The organism is Microbulbifer thermotolerans (assembly GCF_001617625.1).
Classification (GTDB): Bacteria; Pseudomonadota; Gammaproteobacteria; order Pseudomonadales; family Cellvibrionaceae; genus Microbulbifer; species Microbulbifer thermotolerans.
Genome location: NZ_CP014864.1, coordinates 2,695,613 through 2,713,902 on the forward strand (window position 1 = coordinate 2,695,613; position 18,290 = coordinate 2,713,902).

General features: G+C 53.4%; 6 protein-coding genes. 1 reads left to right on the forward strand and 5 read right to left on the reverse strand.

Going from position 1 to position 18,290, the window contains the following annotated elements:
• The first annotated feature begins 215 nt into the window (after positions 1 to 215).
• On the forward strand, positions 216 to 3,326 hold the full coding sequence (locus A3224_RS11300; protein WP_067154568.1) for a chitinase C-terminal domain-containing protein: 3,111 nt from the start codon (positions 216 to 218) through the stop codon (positions 3,324 to 3,326).
• A 246-nt stretch (positions 3,327 to 3,572) separates the two neighbouring features.
• Here the strand turns inward: A3224_RS11300 and A3224_RS11305 are convergent, their stop codons facing one another.
• The 5 genes from A3224_RS11305 to A3224_RS11330 all read right to left on the reverse strand — a co-directional run bounded on the left by A3224_RS11305 (position 3,573) and on the right by A3224_RS11330 (position 18,193).
• Positions 3,573 to 4,388 (reverse strand): MBL fold metallo-hydrolase, encoded by an 816-nt coding sequence (locus tag A3224_RS11305; protein WP_067154570.1) that lies wholly within the window; start codon positions 4,386 to 4,388, stop codon positions 3,573 to 3,575.
• 124 nt (positions 4,389 to 4,512) lie between these two features.
• Complete coding sequence (locus tag A3224_RS11310) at positions 4,513 to 5,016, reverse strand: protein disulfide oxidoreductase (protein WP_067154572.1); 504 nt, start codon at positions 5,014 to 5,016, stop codon at positions 4,513 to 4,515.
• A complete protein-coding gene (locus A3224_RS11315) occupies positions 5,007 to 12,641 on the reverse strand; it encodes a putative Ig domain-containing protein (protein ID WP_067154574.1) in 7,635 nt (2,544 codons plus the stop codon). The genes A3224_RS11310 and A3224_RS11315 overlap by 10 nt, the downstream gene beginning before the upstream one ends.
• A 580-nt stretch (positions 12,642 to 13,221) precedes the next feature.
• Positions 13,222 to 13,800 carry a tetratricopeptide repeat protein gene (locus A3224_RS16920; protein WP_156481472.1) on the reverse strand — a complete coding sequence of 193 codons (579 nt, stop codon included), beginning with the start codon at positions 13,798 to 13,800 and terminating at the stop codon, positions 13,222 to 13,224.
• Positions 13,781 to 18,193: an RHS repeat-associated core domain-containing protein gene (locus A3224_RS11330; protein ID WP_197462980.1), complete on the reverse strand. Its 4,413-nt coding sequence runs from the start codon at positions 18,191 to 18,193 to the stop codon at positions 13,781 to 13,783. The genes A3224_RS16920 and A3224_RS11330 overlap by 20 nt, the downstream gene beginning before the upstream one ends.
• Positions 18,194 to 18,290 lie beyond the last annotated feature (97 nt).

Here is an 18,290-nt window from a genome sequence, read left to right on the forward strand (position 1 = left end):
TACCCGGAATCCAGCACAAAACCATTTAGAAAAAACTAAATTGGCGCCGAATACGCTATACATTTCACAAATCCGCCATTTGCTCATTGTTCTGAGGAAGTAGAGGTTGCTAGTGTTGACAGCGGTGTCATTTCGCATAGCGCAAAGTGCACGGCGTAAAGCCACCACTTGCAGCCAAACACCATCGACAATATCAAGAGCAACAGGAAGGGACGATGCAACGGAGAATCGCAATTGCATTGACGCTTGGCTTAGCCGGCACACAAGGCTACGCCTACGATTGCAGCGGGCTGCCCGCCTACGCGGACGGTACCAGCTACAACACTGGTGATCAGGTCCAGAACAACAACACGGCTTATCAGTGCACAGTGGGTGGGTGGTGCACCATCGGTGGTCCCTATGCGCCGGGTGTCGGCTGGGCGTGGCCCCACGCATGGACAGATTTGGGCGAATGTGGTGCCGCACAAGACACACCACCACAGGGATCCATCACCAGTCCCGCAAGCGGCACCGTTTTCAATAAAAATGACAGCGTTATCATATCGGTTGATGCCAGCGACAACAGCGCCGTGGTGTCCGTCGAATTTTTTGTCGATGGCACCTCGATCGGTACGGACATCACCCCCCCCTGGCAAATCAGTTGGTCGGCCTCAGGCACTAATCCTGTGCTCAGTGCCCGAATCACCGATGATGCCGGACAGCAGACGGTAACCCCCGATATCCCCATCACCGTCAACAACCCCGAAGGTCCACAAGCACCTCAGATTAGTCTGGATGCCCCAGCTAATGGCACCACTTTCGATACAGGTGCCAGCGTCGCAATCACAGCAACCGCCAGCGATACCGACGGCAGTCTGCTCAACGTGGAATTCTTTGTCGACGGCGCAAGCGTCGGGGTGGATACCACACCACCCTATCAGTTCAACTGGACCGCCATCGAAGGCAACCATACGATCCACGCAGTTGCGACCGATGACGACCACCTCTCCACAAATTCCAATAGCGTCTACATATCCGTCGGCGAAGCGCACACAGGCGACCACCCCTGCCGCCCCGACGGGCTCTATACCACGCCGGGAACCGCGCCCAACTACTGCGATATCTACGATGCTGCTGGCCGCGAGAAACTGGGGCCGGATCACCAGAGGCGCATCATCGGCTACTTCACAAGCTGGCGAAACGGCACTAATGGCCAACCCAGCTATCTGGTGAAAGATATTCCATGGGACAAGGTTACCCATATCAACTACGCCTTCGCCCATATAGACAGCGATTATTCTATTTCCATTGGTGACACTTCAAACCCGGATAATCCCTCCACCGGTATGGAGTGGCCGGGGGTGTCTGGCGCGGAAACAGATCCCGCTTTTAATTACAAGGGACACTTCAACCAACTGGCTAAATACAAAAAACAACACCCCGATGTGAAAACCCTCGTTTCCGTCGGTGGCTGGGCCGAGACCGGTGGCCACTTGAACGAACAGGGTGATCGCGTCAACGACGGTGGCTTCTACACGATGACCACCAATGCCGACGGCAGTGTCAATTACGCGGGAATTGAAGCCTTCGCGAACTCAGTGGTGGACTTTATCCGCACCTACGGCTTTGACGGCGTGGACATTGACTACGAATATCCCACATCGATGAACGATGCCGGCAACCCTCTGGATTTCGGCTTTGCAAATCCCCTGCGCGCCTACCTGATGAATTCGTATGTGGCGCTGATGCGTGTGCTGCGGGAAAAACTGGACCAGGCCGGAGAGGAGGACAATACCCACTACCTGCTCACTATTGCCGCCCCATCTTCCGGCTACCTGCTGCGCGGTATGGAAACCATGCCGATCACCCAGTACCTGGATTACGTCAACATCATGACCTATGACTTCCACGGTACCTGGAATGAGTACGTGGGCCACAACTCTGCAATTTTTGATAACGGCAATGACCCGGAACTCAAGGCGGCGAATATCTACAACACCGCACAGTATGGCGGCATTGGCTATCTGAATATCGACTGGGCAGTAAAATACTTCCGCGGTTCCATGTCTCCCGGACGCATCAATATCGGCACCCCCTACTACACCCGCGGATGGCAGAATGTTACTTCGGCTAACGGCGAATGGGGCCTCGGCGGCACAGCCTCATTACCCAACCAGTCAGAATGCCCGGCAGGTACCGGCGGCGCAGCCAAATGCGGCTACGGAGCCATCGGAATAGACAATATCTGGCACGACTCGGACGGCAACGGACAAGAAATCGGAGCCGGGACCAATCCTTTGTGGCACGCAAAGAATTTGGAGCAAGGGATCCTCGGCAGCTATATCGGGTACTACGGCCTGGATACAGTCAATGATCCGGCAGACAGGCTCGTCGGTACTTACACCCGGCACTACGACAGTGTGTCCCAGGCTGCCTGGCTATGGAACGACACCAAAAAAGTATTCCTCTCCACCGAAGACGAAGCCTCCATGGAAGCCAAGGCCCAATATGTCATCGACCAGGGACTGGGCGGCATTATGATCTGGGAGCTGGCGGGTGATTACGCCTGGAATACCGCCAAAAACGAATACTTTATAGGCTCCACCATGACCGATGTCGCCTACGAAAAATTTAAAAGCGCCACTCCCTATCGGGAAAAACGCAGCAACCGCCCGCTGCCAACCCAAGCGGTGGATATAACAATAACAGTGAGTGACTTCAAACTGGGCGACCAGAATTATCCACTCAACCCCAAGCTCGCCATCACAAACAATACCGGAACCACGATTCCAGGCGGTACAGTGTTCGAATTCGATATGCCAACCTCTACCCCAGATACCATCAGCGACCAAAGCGGTGCCGGGCTGGAGGTCATCGAAAGCGGCGCCAACGCAGGCGGTGGTAACGTGGGCGGATTGCAACACGAATTCCATCGCGTGCGCTTTTCTCTGCCGAACTGGAAAGACCTGGCCGACGGCGAAAGCTGGGACATGACCCTCAACTACTATCTGCCGATCACCGGCCCCCAGGCCTACACCGTTACTATTAACGGAACCGCTTATGCCCTGGCCTTCGAATACCCGGACCTGCCACTGGCCGATCTCTCAGGTGATCACAACAATGGCGGGGACGGTAACAGCGGTGATAACGGCGGCGATGATAACTGCGCAGGCATGGGTATCGACCCCTCGGTTTATCCCGTCTATCCCAACTGGCCCGCTGGCGATCACGCCAACGGCGGTGACCGGATTGTACACAACGGCAGTGTCTGGCAAGCCAAGTGGTGGACCAATTCCCAGCCGGGCAGCAGTGACGGCAGCTGGACACTCATTTGCTCAGCGAATTAAACCGCATCTAAACCATTCTCTGACTGGTGCAAAAAAATTCTAGGGAGCCTCTGATTAATTCATTTCCTGGTAGCAGAGGTTCTTTGGTGGCGGATGTGAAGCTCAGGTGATAGGACGGATATTTCAAAACCGTGCCTGAACACCCCGTAGCCCGCTACCACTCCCGAGTAAAAACATCAGAGGCTCCTTAAAGTCATTCTCACAGGCATGACCTGGGCGCTAGGGAAGGCGCCCCTTTTTTTCGGATTAGCGATAGCGGGATAAATCCACTTGCAGACAGGACGCAATTAGATTGCGCTTACTGAAGTTATAGCGACTGAGCACACTCATCATATTTTCCCTGCCCAAAAGACGCCTTGTCACAGCGGACAAATCCAGCCCCTGGTGCTCCAGAGATTGCGCACGGTCCGCCAAATTGAGCAAATAATCGTACTTTTCCCGCAAGCGCTTTTTACCATCTTCCACCACCCCGCGGTGCGGACAGAGAATCACCTCAAAATCCCGCTCGAGCACTTTGCGGATACTATCGAGCAGTGTGGGAATATCTTCATCACTGCGCAGTAATTTTAAATAATTGGCAAGATACAGATCCGCACTGAACAGCCAGCCCCTCTCCGGTAACAGATAGCAGGTCATATCCTTTGCGTGGCCCGGTGTAAAAATCGCTTCTACCGCTTCGCCACCAATCTGAACGTGGTCCGGTAAGGGCCTGGCTTTCACCTTACCCGCACTTCCCCAAATGATCTTTTGTATCGGCGGAATTCGGAAGCCCCGCTTGAGAATATCCACAGTTCCCGCCGGGGCCAGAGGCTGCACCCCCGTCAACCGGTAAATGGCGTCCGCATTGCCAGTGTGATCCTCGTGGTGGTGAGTCAATAACAGTTGACTGAAGGGACAAGCGCAGACAAATGGCCGCACAAACTTCCACTGATTGCTCGGACCCGTGTCGATAATCGTATCCGCCAGCCGGTAGACAATAAACGAACTGTTAATTCCCAGGTCAAAACGGCCTACACGCAGCCCATCCAATCCCTGGTAGCGGAAAGAATCGAGAACAGACACAGCAATCCCTCAATTTTCAGGAAAAGCCATTTGAACGCAATTACCAAGGCAGGGGAAATTACCATATCCGCAAACTTGTGTGACATATCCAGTCTCTGAATGGCTGCGGCAGCGTGGAGGAATACTAATCGGTCAGCGTGAGCCTGAACTGTAGGCCCCATTTGGAAGTGGCGCCAGATGTCACCCAGGCCACCCGGCCGTCACTGCCCACAATCACGATGGTTGGTGTTACCCGGACTCCCCAGGCATGGCTCAATACGCCATTGGGGTCGTTAATGGTAGGGAACTGCAGATCCCGGCGCACCAGATATTCAGCTAATTCCTCATCACTGCCGGACTGCATGGCCACGGTAATCACCTGATGATCCTGCGAGAGCTCAGAAACCACCGGAGAAACCACACGGCAGTAACCGCACCAGGAAGCCCAGAAATAAATCAGCACCGGCCCCTGCGAAGTAGCCTGGTGCAGATCCAGCAGGCTTCCATCCAAAGACATGCCCGAGAGAGGCGGCGCCTGCTCTCGGGGGATATCCCGCTGCTGATAGTAAGCCACCGCACCGACAGCCAGTACAGCGATAAACGCAAACTGGAGTAGATTCCAGAAGACTTTCTTGAATTTTACTGCCATGCGGTATTCCTGGCCTCAGCGACCTGTGCCTGTTGGTCGCCACTCAGACTGATGACGCCATTTTGAGGAACACCGATCGCAGTCATCAGCTCCGCCAACGCATCGATATTGGCAAGTGGCAATTCAGCACCAGCCTCCGTTGCAATCACTTCTATCGCACTCTCTGAAGACTGCCAGTTGCGGACCTGCACTTTTTCCGCGCCCGCCAGCAGGTAGATATCCAGATGATTGCCATTTTTTACCAGCCAGATATCTTCCGGCGCTATGGCACCTTCAAACAACAGCTTGTCGCCGGCACTTGAGCCACTATCGTTAATAGTATCCACGCCATCGCCGCGCGCGAAGACATAGATATCGGCACCGGCATTGCCTTGTAAGGTGTCGTTGCCCGCTCCGCCGCGGATAGTATCCGCTCCCTGCGAGCCATAGATAGTGTCATTGCCCTTTTCGCCACGGATTTCAGCGATTGCCGTCAGCACCGTCGTTGAAAAGTCCAGAGTATTGTTACCAGTGGTACCCTGGATATAGTCAACGCCACCATTACCGTTAATTACTTCGACGGTATAGGCTCCGGAGTAAGAGGCCAGGCGAATCAGATCGTTGCCGCTGGAACCGCGCACTTCATCCGTCCCCGCTCCGCCGGAGTAGCGGTCATAGCCGGTATCGCCCTCAGTGAGCAGGAAAACGTCATCTCCACCTTCACCGTAGAGGTTGTCACTGCCAATGCCTCCTTCGATAAAGTCGTCTCCCTGGGAGCCATAGATGGTATCGTTACCGGCACCGCCATTAATCCGATTTATGGCGATTAACTCCGTATTGCGAAAATCCAGAGTATTATTGGCACTGCTGCCGACAATCCGGTTAGTGCCCGCTTTGCCGTCGATGGTTTCAACAGTGGCATCACCGGAGAAAAAGCTGAGGCGGAATTCATCGTCACCGTCGGTACCGAGCAGAGTATCGCTGCCTTCGTCCCCCTGATAACGGTCATAGCCGGTATCCCCTGGAGTAACGATAAAGGTGTCGTCACCAGCACTGCCATAAAGAGTATCGCTGCCGATTCCGCCTTCAATCACATCATCCGCCGAGGAGCCGTAAATAGTATCGTTACCGGCGGCACCGTGGATTGAAGCAATATTCACCAGCTGGGTCTCTCTGAAATCCAGGGTATTGTTGGCGCTGGTTCCAAACAGGCGGTTCACCCCTTCGCCACCGTCTATACGCTCAACAGTATTCGCGCCGGAGAAAACGCTGAAAATCATATCGTCATCTTCCGCACTCCCCAGCAACTGATCGTCCCCCTTGCCTCCACTGTACTTGTCAGCACCGGTGTCGCCGGCAGTAAACAGGAAGGTGTCATCGCCATCGCCACCTACCAGATAATCACTGCCCAAACCACCAGCTATAGTGTCTGCCTCGGGTGATCCATAAATGGTGTCATTACCACTACCGGCGTCAATGGATGCGATACCGATCAACTCTGTAGCGGAAAAGTCCAGTGTGTTGTTGGCAGTGGTACCGACGATACGATCTGTCCCACCATTTCCATCGATCACTTCCACAGACGCCTCGCCGGCAAAAACACTGAACCGGAAAAGGTCATCACCACTGGTCCCCAGCAGCGTATCTCTTCCTTCGCCGCCGCGATAGGAATCCGCCCCGGTATCCCCAGGTGTCAATTTGAAAATATCGTCACCGCCCTCACCGTAGACAGTATCGCTGCCCAGGCCGCCTTCGATTACATCGGCATCCGAGGTACCGTAAATAGTATCATTGCCCTCGGCACCGTTAATCAGTGCGATATTGACCAGCTCGGTATTGCGAAAATCCAGTGTATTATTGGCACTGGTTCCACTGATCCTATTAGTGCCGGCGCCGCCATCAATACGCTCCACAGTAGCCGAACCACCGAATACAGAGAACACAATATTGTCATCTGCGAAGCTGCCCAGCAGTGTGTCGAAACCTTCGCCTCCATTGATGCGGTCCGCGCCCGAATCCCCTTCCATCACGACAAACGTATCGTCACCGCCTTCGCCGTAAAGGTAATCGGAACCGGGCCCACCGAGGATGCGATCTGCACCCTGTGAACCGTAAACGGTATCATTGCCTGCACCCGCATCTATCTCGGCAATATTCAGCAGCTGGGTTTCACTGAAATCCAGAGTGTTGTTAGCGCTGGAACCGACAATGCGGTTATTGCCGGCACCGCCGTCAATAATTTCCACCCGCGCTTCACCACTAAATACACTCAGGCGGATTTCATCATCACCATCAGTGCCAAGAATACGGTCAGTACCTTCTCCACCGCGGTACTGATCGAAACCCGTATCGCCGGCGGTAAGCAGGAAGATATCTGCACCACCGTTGCCATAAAGCAGGTCTGAACCCAAACCGCCCTCAATTACGTCCGCCGCAGAAGACCCCTTGACGGTGTCATTGCCGGCACCGGCGTCAATTAAATCGATGGAAATCAGCTGCGTATTGCTGAAATCCAGCGTGTTATTGGCGCTACTGCCCAGAATACGGTTGTAGCCGCCGTCGCCGTCGATCACTTCCACCGTCGCGTTACCGGAGAATACCCTGAGGCGGAAATCATCATCACTCGGTGTACCGACAAGCCAGTCCTCACCTTCACCGCCATCATAGCGGTCAAATCCGGCATCACCAGCTGTGATCAGGAAGCGATCATCGCCACCCTCGCCGTAGAGATTATCACTGCCCAGACCGCCGACAATAACGTCCGCAGCACTGGAACCGTACACAGTATCGTTACCGGCACCGGCATCCAGGCGCGCGATATTCAACAGAGTGACATCGCGGAAATCCAGAGTGTTATTGGCAGAAGTGCCCAATATTTGGTTGTTACCCTCGCCGCCGTCAATAACTTCTACTCGAGCTTCTCCACTGAATACACTGAAGCGGAACCAGTCGTCGCCATCACTGCCGACCACCTTGTCCAGGCCAGTGCCGCCTTCCACCCGATCCGTGCCAGAATTCACTCCTTCGATATAGAAAATATCGTCACCGGCATTGCCGTACAGCTGATCGTTACCGCTGCCGCCGATAATCTTGTCGTCAGCGGAACTACCATAAATAGTGTCGTTGCCAGCCAGGCCGTCAATAAAAGCGATATTGACAAGTTCCGTATCGGAGAAATCCAGGATATTGTTGCCACTGGTACCGTAGATAATGTTGTAACCGCCGGCACCATCAATGCGTTCGACGGTAGCACTGCCGCTGAACACACTGAGGCGGATGGCGTCGTCGCCGCTGCCTCCGAGCACCTGGTCAAAGCCCTCGCCGCCTTCAAAGCGATCGGCATAGCCATCATTACCCTCGACGATAAAAGTATCGTTACCTCCCTCACCGTAGAGTTGATCGGCACCGGGACCACCGATAATTACATCGTCGCCATCACCGGCATAGATGGTATCGTTGCCGGCCTTGCCATCGATAATATCGGCCCCGACGCTGCCGTGGAGTGTGTTGTTTCCGCTGTTGCCCTCTACATCGACCTGAGATTCCCCAGCCTCTATATCCCAGGAGAATTTAGCAAAATCCAGTGCCTGACCGGCAGGATGGCGAATCACCAGTATTTCGTTACTCAAAACACTGCCGGCGAACGGAATATCGCTGAAGGTAAAGCGATTACTGCCGACAATTTCTGCGGCGTAGTTGAGATCGGGAGACGGCAGCAGAGTCAGGGTCGCACTGGCATCCACCAGTGCCACGCCCTGATTATCCAGCTGTACTCGGTAATGGGATTCCACCTCATCGGTACCGCTTAGGGGAACTTGTTCCTCCAGCTGATAGCGACAGATAAACAGTGTCTGCCCCGCGCTCTCACTGTCCCGGTTTACAAAAGCAATGCTGTCCAATAGATAGCCGCTGTAGGCCGGATCGTCAGTCTGCGCCGGCTGGAATACCAGGCTGAAAGGACTGTCTCCATCCACATTGCAATCATCCAGGCCGCGCAACCGGATCGTCTGCGGAATATCCCAGTTTTCCGCGGTAAACTGCAGGTAGTGATCTCCGAGAATTTCCGCCTCGGTTTCATCCGTAATGGACAAATTGAGAGTCAGGCTTGTACCCGCCTGCAGCGGCTGGTCCAGGCTCACTTCCACTGCGGCGATCACTGTGCCCGCTTCATCGGTTTCCAGCGGCGTCAAGGGTGTAACCGTAATGCGCTTGGACTGGGAGGGTACTGTAATGGTGCAGCAACCGCTGGCGGTCACCGTTGTCTCGCCATCGGTGATCTCCGCTTCCAGGGTGTAATTGCCGGGCAACAGGCCGGACACATCCCACAGATACTGATCGCCCTCCCCATCTTCATCTTCAGGAATATCGGTAACAATCAATGTCCTGCTGCCACCCTCGTACAGATAGTAAAGAGATACAGTGGCATTGCTGTCTGGATCGCTGTCCTGCCATTGGATCAGCAGTTGGGGCCCGCTGACGGTAACCGCGCTGTCCGGCAGAACCAGCGTGATCTGCGGAGGATCATTGACAGCGTTTTCGTTGATGGCAAACCGGTTGACCGGGCTCCAGTCACTGGCCATGCCCTTGGCATCTTCAGCGCGGGCGCGCCAGTAGTAGTGACTGTTGTCATTGAAGTCGAAACCGGGCGTCCACTGAGTATCCGCTTGCTGCTGGCTTGCCACCAGCAGCGTCAACTCCGCATCCGAATACACTTCAAAGCGGTACTGCACTGCATCGCCATCCGGGTCAATCACCGGATTGACCTCAAATAGCGGACGCAGGCTTTCCACCACCGCACCATCGCCGGGATTCTGCAGGCTGGGCACCGGTGGTGCTGAATTATCGCTGTCCACCTGGAAGCTGGCGCTTACCCAGTTACTCTCCACCTCACCGTCACTGACCTTGGCGCGCCAGTAGTAGGTAAGGTCCTCCTGCAGTCCCTCGATAATCCAGGCGGTCTCTGTGTCTCCCTCGGTCACCGGACCGGACGAAATAACAGCTCCGCGGTCAAAACTGGCCACAGTATCCAATTCGAAAAAGTACGTGAGCGGCTGCTGCTCCGGATCAGAGGCATTGGCCACACGCAGTTCCACGCCGTTATTCGGCAACCACTCTGACAATCCGCCAACCGGAGAAACAATCGAAGGTTCCGTGGGCGCATTGTTCTGCACACTGACCAGAAAACTGCCGATTGCACTCTCTGTTCGAGCGCCGTGTTCGTCCTCCACCCAGGCTTTCCATATATAGGCGCTGTCTTCATCGAGCGGGTTCGGCACCTGCCATTTGGTTTGGAAGTTGCCGCCGGGCAGAAGTCCGTTTACGGATGCAATCGGTGTATCCAGATCAGACTCGTGAAACAGATCAAAGCCGTAAGTCAGCGCGTCTCGGTCTGCGTCAAAGGCGTGAGCTACGATCAGTTCCGGGCGGGTGTCGGCAAGGATCGCATCGACTTGCGGGGCGATAATCGCCGGCGCTGACGGCGCATCATTGGCAGTGTTAATAAAAAAGCGGCTCGCCTCCCAGTTGGAAGCAACCGGGGCTTCATTACTGCCTGCTTCCACCACGGTAATTGCGCGCACGCGCCAGAAGTAGAGACTGTTGTCAGCAAAAGACTGCCCGGGCAGCAGCGCATCGGCGGCAACAGTCCAGCGGGTACTGCCGTTGCCTTCATCCACAGTGGCTTCCGCCACCTTGGTGAGCATCGCCTCGTCGGAATAGATTTCAAACTGATAGGCGACAGTCAGCTCCGGATCGTGCTGTCCGTTCGTCACTTCCAGTGTCGGCAACAGTTCGGCGGCGCCGTCGAGTATTTCCGCATCAAATACCGGGCTGGCAATTTGCGGGGCCCCGGGCGCCACTTCCGGCACCGTGGGATCACTGCCGACTTCCTCTTCTTGGGCATCGGTGCGGCCATCGCCGTCGTAGTCGCCGGTGCCGTCCCGGTCCAAATTACCGAAGTGCTCTCTCTCCCAGGCATCACTGAGGCCGTCGCCGTCGGTGTCATCGGCCGGGTTCACCTTCAGATTGACAGAACGCTGAGTGGAGAGAGCACCGTCAGTCGCGGTAAAGGTAACGACATAATTGCCCGCCTGACCGATGGCCGGCTGCCAGCGGAAAATGCCGGTACCGTCACCGCCATCGGTAAAGGTGGCGCCGGAGGGCAGGTTACTGGAAGACAACTGCGGCACTGTGCCGTTCGGGTCCGAGGCCTGCACCAGGAATCCGATCTGACCACCTTCGTGGCTGGTGCGGTCGAGAATCGCCTGGATCACCGGAGGCTGCGGCAGCTCAGCGGAGTCGACAAAATAGAGCGTATAGTCGGGACTACTATCGTAATCAAAAATATTAATAAAATAGTTAAAGCTCACCTTATCATCAGCGCGCTTTTTTGACAGCCAGTAATTATTCGGATTCAGCGTTTTCCCGTCTCCGCGCACTACCCTGTGCAACACCTTGGCCCCGGCGTAGGGGTCGGACACCTGGATAAAACCGAAGCCTTCCTGCACAGCGCCGCTCAGAACGCGGCTACCGCCATTTTCACTTCCGAGGGTATAAGACAAGGATGTCACCTGGGCACAGCTCTTACACAAGGCGAGATCCGCACCCGTATTTTCACTCTCGTAGAGATATAAATCGCCGCCGGCACCGTAGGCGAGAAAATCAAGCACAGCGTCCCGCCCCGGCAGATCCACCAGCACATCCTTCACCAGCAGGTGGGCGTTGGTAGCTTCAATCAGGGACGTCAACTCTCCCCCCAGCTCATCGGCGTGAGTAAAGCTGGCGGAAAATTCAGTAAATTTTCCCGACAGGGTGGATTCCATCACCCAGCGGCCGGTTTTCATACTCTGGGGCGCTATTTCGCCGAAATTGATCAGCAGGGTGGGTTCCGCAGGCTGGCTCTCAACAAAACTCTTGGTAATGGTAAAGTCGATCGCCAAACCCTGCTCGTTATCGACGATCCGGGGCTGCGCAGATTCTATTTTGACATTTCTGGCGGTACCGTAGCCGCTGTTGTCGATACGCACACCCAGGGTATAGGGCTCCGGCGGCTCAATTTCGGTGGTAAAGGCATCGTCGCCGATCACTTCCTGGGTGAGAAAGTAATCCAGTGTCAGCAGCGGCTGGGGCTTGACCACGATGGAGTCCGGCGCCACCTGCACCAGCTCTTCCTTGCCGCCGTAGGAATAGGAAAGCGTTGCACCCACAAAATAGAGTTCACCGTTGTCCGTCTGCCCGGCCGCATTGGCGGTGGGCACAATCAGCCAGCGAAATTCACCCACCTTTCCCGCTTGGATCACGCCGTCGGTTACAGCGCCATCGTCGCCGGTAACCAGTGAATTAATATTTTGCGTATCATCCACGCGGATAAAAAACTCCGCATCACTGGCGGCAGTGTTGGAGGTGGCTGTGACCGCATTGCCGTCGGCATCGGTAAAATTGACAGTAATCGCGATATCTTCGATGGAATAGGTATCCAGGCTGTTGGTAATGCGCATTATGGCCTCAAAGCCCTGACGCTCCAGTGTCAACTCCTGAAGTATCTCTATGCGCACCTCCGCACACAGCGCCTCTTCCTGAGCAACGGTAGCCGGCACACCCAGCGTACAAATCCAAAAAGCTGCCAAAATCCCCCAACGTTGCAACATGTTTTCTATTCCCGACAATGACTTGTATTTCACATTCTGTTTATGTTGACGACCTCGATTAGCGGCCAGATGACCGTCCAATAGGTCTCTTATCTATTTGTCGCCCACCTAGGGGCGCCCCAGTCCGACGGTGCTCGATCAGCTGGCTCCTCGCTCAAGCCTTACTCAAGAACCCCAGCTCATCTGCCGGCACTGCGGTCTTAATCAATTCTGCTCGCCGTTGCGCCCGAGCCCCGCCCCTCCTCGTGGCTATCCGGTTCAAACTTTCTCTACCCCGATTCACGCCCTGTAGCTGGGCCATTTGTACGACCGCGGCCTGCGCACCATGCCCGCGCGCACTGGGTTTAATTCGATATACAGCTTGTCACGGCAGTACTGGTAATCCTCATCCACCAGGAACACTGGCTTCTGGTTGTGGGCCCGCTGGACTATACGATGGGGCATATTGGCTAACAGGATTCTGGCTTGCCTTGGCATAGCGTTTCTCGATCTTGGTCAGGCGCTACTTCAAGCCTTTGCTAATTAAGCATCTAAAATAGACCTGTTCCCTTTATTCTCGCCCCTTTATCCTCTTTACCTTTTACTGTTCTCTTTCTGCCCCACAATTGGACGTCACATCCCTGAGATCAATTGATGCAGAATTTCTTCTAAATCCATCTTCTGCAATTTCACATGCTTTTTCCTCTTCACCCATATTTATATAGAACCGATACAAATTCAAAAACAACTCTTCCTCTCCAGGATTAACGCTATCTACATGTAGTGGAGTAAACGGCATTCTTTCTTTCGCCTTTTTTATTCCTGACAGAAGAATTTTCTCTGCCTCTTTTCCACGCCCTAAAAATCTATAAATATCAAACAAGAGCAAATAATCTTCAGAATATGCCAAATCGTTGTCAATCGTATATTTAACATCTAAAATAGCCATATCTGGATTAGAAAGATTCATATAAACATCAGCTCTTTCCCTCCTCAGAAATATATTATTTGGATCTTTTTCAATCATTAAACTAATATAATTAAGGGAACAATCATAATTCTCAGACTCATAACAAGACAAATATTTCTTATATAATTCATCTTGAGTTAGAGACTTCCCACAAGAAATTAATATAAAAACTACCACTAAAGTAAAATTGCTAATTTTTTGCTTGATCATAAACTCCACTTTTAATTCTCCAACCACCTATTATTGTATCAGGAGGCAATGCGTAGCTAGGCGGAACCGGTGTACGACTAAGATTGACTCTGTAATCATTAATACATCCATTTCTATCAATATACATAACTACATGCCAATATACCTTTGTACTTTTATTTTTTGGGCAATAACCTTCATCATAATCCATTATTTCTTTGTTAATCTGACTCTGAATTTTCAACCCTCTTTGAAAGCAGGAGTTTTCCATCTGCCAGTTTATAACTCCCAAAGCATCAGAGGCTGCTCCAACTGTACCATGACTTCCCCAATAGCCCTTACCTCCACCCATTTGCCTAAGCTTATGATCTATCCATCGCTTACTATTCTTGGTAGATGACCTTGGATTTTCCTTCTGAAATTCATTCCAAGTTTGATGCTCCCATACACGATCAGGACGTTCCCCGGAGGAGCCATCTGCTACTCCCAAAAATGATAAAATATCCAAGCCGAAAGGATCTATATTTGTTACAGGGTTTTGCATTACATATACGTAGGCATTCCAACCACCTTTCAATCCTATCGGATCGGTCTGTAAATATCGCCCACTTAAGGGATCATAGCACCTCAAGAAATTCTGATGCAGCCCGCTCTCCCCATCAAAATACTGCCCCGGAAACCGCAAATTATTCTCAACAATCTCAACCAGAATCTCAGCCTTTCCAAACGCCGAATAGCGAGCTTCCCAAACCACTGCCCCGGATTTATCCAGCATCCGCTGCGGCGTGCCCAGGTGGTCGTTCTGGTAGTAGTAAAGCTCCCCGCTGGCAGCCCGCTGAAACAGGGGTTCCGTCATCCAGGGCATACCCGGCTTGAAGTGGTATTCCCGGATCAGGTTGCCGACAGTGTCGTACTCCGCCGCCAGCCCCTCTTCGTTGTAGAGAAAGTAGGTTGTTTCGCCAGCCTGTTTGCGAATCCGTTGCCCGTAGGGGTTGTACTGGTAGCTGCCAACGGTAACGCCGTTTTTAACAACGGCGATCAGGCGTTCTTCGTGGTTGTATTGATAATCCCAGGTAATGCCGTCCTGCACTTTGCTGCTTGTGTGGCCGTTGTCGTTGTATTCGAAACTGGCTGGGCTGTCGCCGCTGATAGCGGTCAGCTGGTTTTGGTTGTTGTAGCTGCTTTGAGATACGGACAGATTGAAATCCGCCTCCGTGGCGGAATCCGCCCGCTCGGCGTGTTCTGTGCGGTTGCCCACACCGTCGTATCCGAAGCGCTCGTCGTTGGCAGCGTTTTCCAGCGGATAGTCCGCTTCGGTCAGGCGGTAAAGGTTGTCATAGGAAAATATATATTCACCGTGGTCGGAAGTGATTTTGCGAATATTACTTTCCAGGTCGTACTCGTAGACGGCTCTGGCTTTGTTGTTGCCAGCGCTGTCTTCAAGAATACGCTCCTTGACCCGCAGGAAGTCATCGTAGCTGAGGGTGATCCGGTTACCGCCGGGCAGCAGTAGTGTCTGCGGCGCCAGCCAGTGGAAATCAGTCCAGGCCAGCTGGCCCTCACCGGGGATATGCACCGCCGCCAGCTGGTTATTTTTGTTGTAGTAGTAGGTATAGGTAATCCCTTCCGGATTTGTATAGGTTTTTTTCAGTCCGTTGCCGTAATAGGTATAGCTGTAGCTTTTGGAGAAAGTGATCTCTTCGGCCTGATCCCCCTGGCCGTAATAATCCACCCTGACCGATGCCAGCCGGTTCAGGCTGTCGTAGGTGTAAGTTTCGCTGTGATGAACTATATCCGCAGTGGCGTTGGCGGTATCCGGCCCCGGAGTCTGGGTATAACCGGTGTACTGGGCCTTGGCGTTATAGTGGTAATCCACTACCTTGACCGGCTGTGGGTTGTCCTTGTGGGCATAGACCTGCAGCCTGATCAGGCGGTTGGCATCGTCGTAGCTGTATACGCGCTTTTCCTGCTGCGGGTTGGTAACCGCAATCAGGTTGCCGTTGGCGTCGTAATCGTAGACCCGTTGTTTAGAAGTGCCGATAAAGTCGTGTTTGGTTTCCGTTTTCAGACGGTCGTTTTTGTCATAGGTGTAAACAGTCAGACGCCCTTCCGGGTCCTTGACTTGCAGCAGATTATCGCGGGCGTCGTAGGTAAATTCGGTTTTTTTTGTCTCACCGTTGACGGGATCGATAATAGCGACCAGGCGGTTTAAGTGGTCGTATTCATATTTTTCCGTGTTTTGCAGTGCGTCTGTATCCGAAATGAGGTTGTTACTCAGGTCATAGCCATAAGCGCGCAGGTATTCTAGATTGTTGGCCTTTTGCCTGCTCTGCACTAAGCGGTTGCGTTTGTCGTAGCCCAGCTCTTCCTCGTAAGTCGGGTTCTTAACCTTTGAAAGCAAGTTCTGCTGATAACTGTATTCAGTGCGGTTTTGTTCACCGTCTATAATAGCGCTCAGCTTGTTCTGGCTGTTGTATTCCAGGCGGATACTGGCACCTTCCGCATCAGTGATAGTTACCAGGCGGTTGCCTTTGTCATAAGCCAATGCCAGCTTGTTGCCCTTGTCATCGGTCACTGTCACCGGCAGGCCGGAGGCGTTGTTGGTGATATGCAGGCTGCTGCCGCTGGCATCAGTAACTTTTATCAGGTCACCGGCAGCGTCGTACTCGTAGTGGAAGCCCTGGCCATAGGGGTTCAGGTCCGAGAGCAGGTTGCCCACTGCATCGTAGTCTCGGGTCCAGGTTTTGCCGCGCGCATCGACAATAGTGTGGGCGTTGCCGTTGACATCGTAGTCCCGGTATTCAGTAACCTTGCCTTCGGGATCTATGACTTTGGTTACGTTGCCAAAATCGTCATACTCCCAGCGGGTGATGGCAATTTCTGTATTATCGGCTGTGGATTCTCCAGTACTCTCGCTGAGCATCTGCCCGTACTGGTCGTAGGTATAGCGGGTGATGCGCTGATCGGATGTGCCGGCAGCTTCAATCAGAGTGATCAGATTGCCGCGCTCATCGTATTCATATTCGGTGATCACGCCGCGCTCATCCCGCTCGTGCAGCGGCAGAGTCAGTTCAGTATTCCACTCAGTGGTGGTATAGGTACCGTCGGGATTTTCGGTGCGGGTGACATTGCGAAAGGTATCGTAAAAGTGTTTGGTTTTCAGACCCCGGGCATCGGTAGTGACACTGCTGATAATGCGCACCGGTGCTTCATTGGCGTTAGCTGCCAACTGAGTACTACCGGTGTACCGGTATTGTTCAGCCAAATCTTTAGCGGTCTTATTGCCGGAGTACTGGTATTCTATTTCATACTGCAGTTCGCCGCCGATCAACTGCTTGATCGGCATTCCCATCACGTTGTGCCAGGTTTCCGTGACCACGCCTGACCTGTCGCGCTGGGTGGCCTTGTAAACCTGATCCTCAGCACTGTGGCTATAGGTAACGCCGGTACCGTCCTGAGTTTCGTAGCCGTTAATATGGCCATCGGCATTGGTGGAGTAGGTGGTTATCCGTCCATTGGGATCGGTGACACTCTTAAGTGCCAGTTTGTTATTACTGAGGGACTGATACTGGTAAACCCAACTTTTACCGCGCACGTCGATCACTTCCACCAGCTGCTGATAGCTGAGTGGATCAGCGGCATCTTCACCGTATTTGTAGATAACCTTGCGGCCACTGTAGTCCTCGAGGCTTTTCAAACGGTAAGATAGAACTGTTTCGCCGTTAACCTGGTTTGCCAGCTGCTCCCAGTGGTAAGTAATAACGGTGTTACCCAGGTGATCCTTGACGCGCACTATGCGGTCGTCTTCGTATTCCAGGCTGACGCGGACACCATTTTTATCTTCGTAGTAAGAGAGTTTTCCCTCTTTGTAGAAAATCAGGTTGCCCTTTTTATCGCGCCAGGTGTAATCCTCACCACTTTTCGTCAGCGTCTGATTTAAAAGGGCATGATAGCCGTCTCCATCCGGTGTGATACAGCTGTTCAAATCCGAGCGGAACTTTTCCGGGCGGTAGGACTGGCCATTGCGGAACAGGTAGAACTCATAGGGTTGCTGACAACCGGCAGCCGTTGCCTGTTGGCCTGATGCCTGCTGCTCTTCCTCCGAGGCCTGCGCCTTGAGCTGATCGTAAGTGAGAATTGGATTCCAGCGACTGTTCCACTCCCAGCCGTTGCGGGTCCAGCGACGGGTCATACGCACATAGCCACCCAGCACCTTGACCTGCATATCTTCCAGGTCTTCCATATTTTCCGAGGAAACGGCGCGCGGCTGGGCGCCATCGCTGGAGATACCGGGCTTTGCATAAGTCCCGGAAGTCAGCACCAGAAGTGCCAGGGATACCACTGTGGAGACTGCCGTTATCCAGCGTTTATAAACTAGTAGCCGCCCCCGAGCACTGGCTCCGACTAGAAGCATTTTTTCTTGTTCCCCGACAGAAAACTTCATCGATACTTTCCCAAAGTTCTTTTCGTTGTTTCCAATTCCAATCGCGGGTGCACCCTACCGGAATACG

What these genes read in the sequence shown, in the direction of transcription:
- A3224_RS11315 (WP_067154574.1), bottom strand. Translation starts at nt 12,641, where the DNA reads ATGTTGCAACGTTGGGGGATTTTGGCAGCTTTTTGGATTTGTACGCTG.
- A3224_RS11330 (WP_197462980.1), bottom strand. Translation starts at nt 18,193, where the DNA reads ATGCTTCTAGTCGGAGCCAGTGCTCGGGGGCGGCTACTAGTTTATAAA.
- A3224_RS11310 (WP_067154572.1), bottom strand. Translation starts at nt 5,016, where the DNA reads ATGGCAGTAAAATTCAAGAAAGTCTTCTGGAATCTACTCCAGTTTGCG.
- A3224_RS16920 (WP_156481472.1), bottom strand. Translation starts at nt 13,800, where the DNA reads ATGATCAAGCAAAAAATTAGCAATTTTACTTTAGTGGTAGTTTTTATA.
- A3224_RS11300 (WP_067154568.1), top strand. Translation starts at nt 216, where the DNA reads ATGCAACGGAGAATCGCAATTGCATTGACGCTTGGCTTAGCCGGCACA.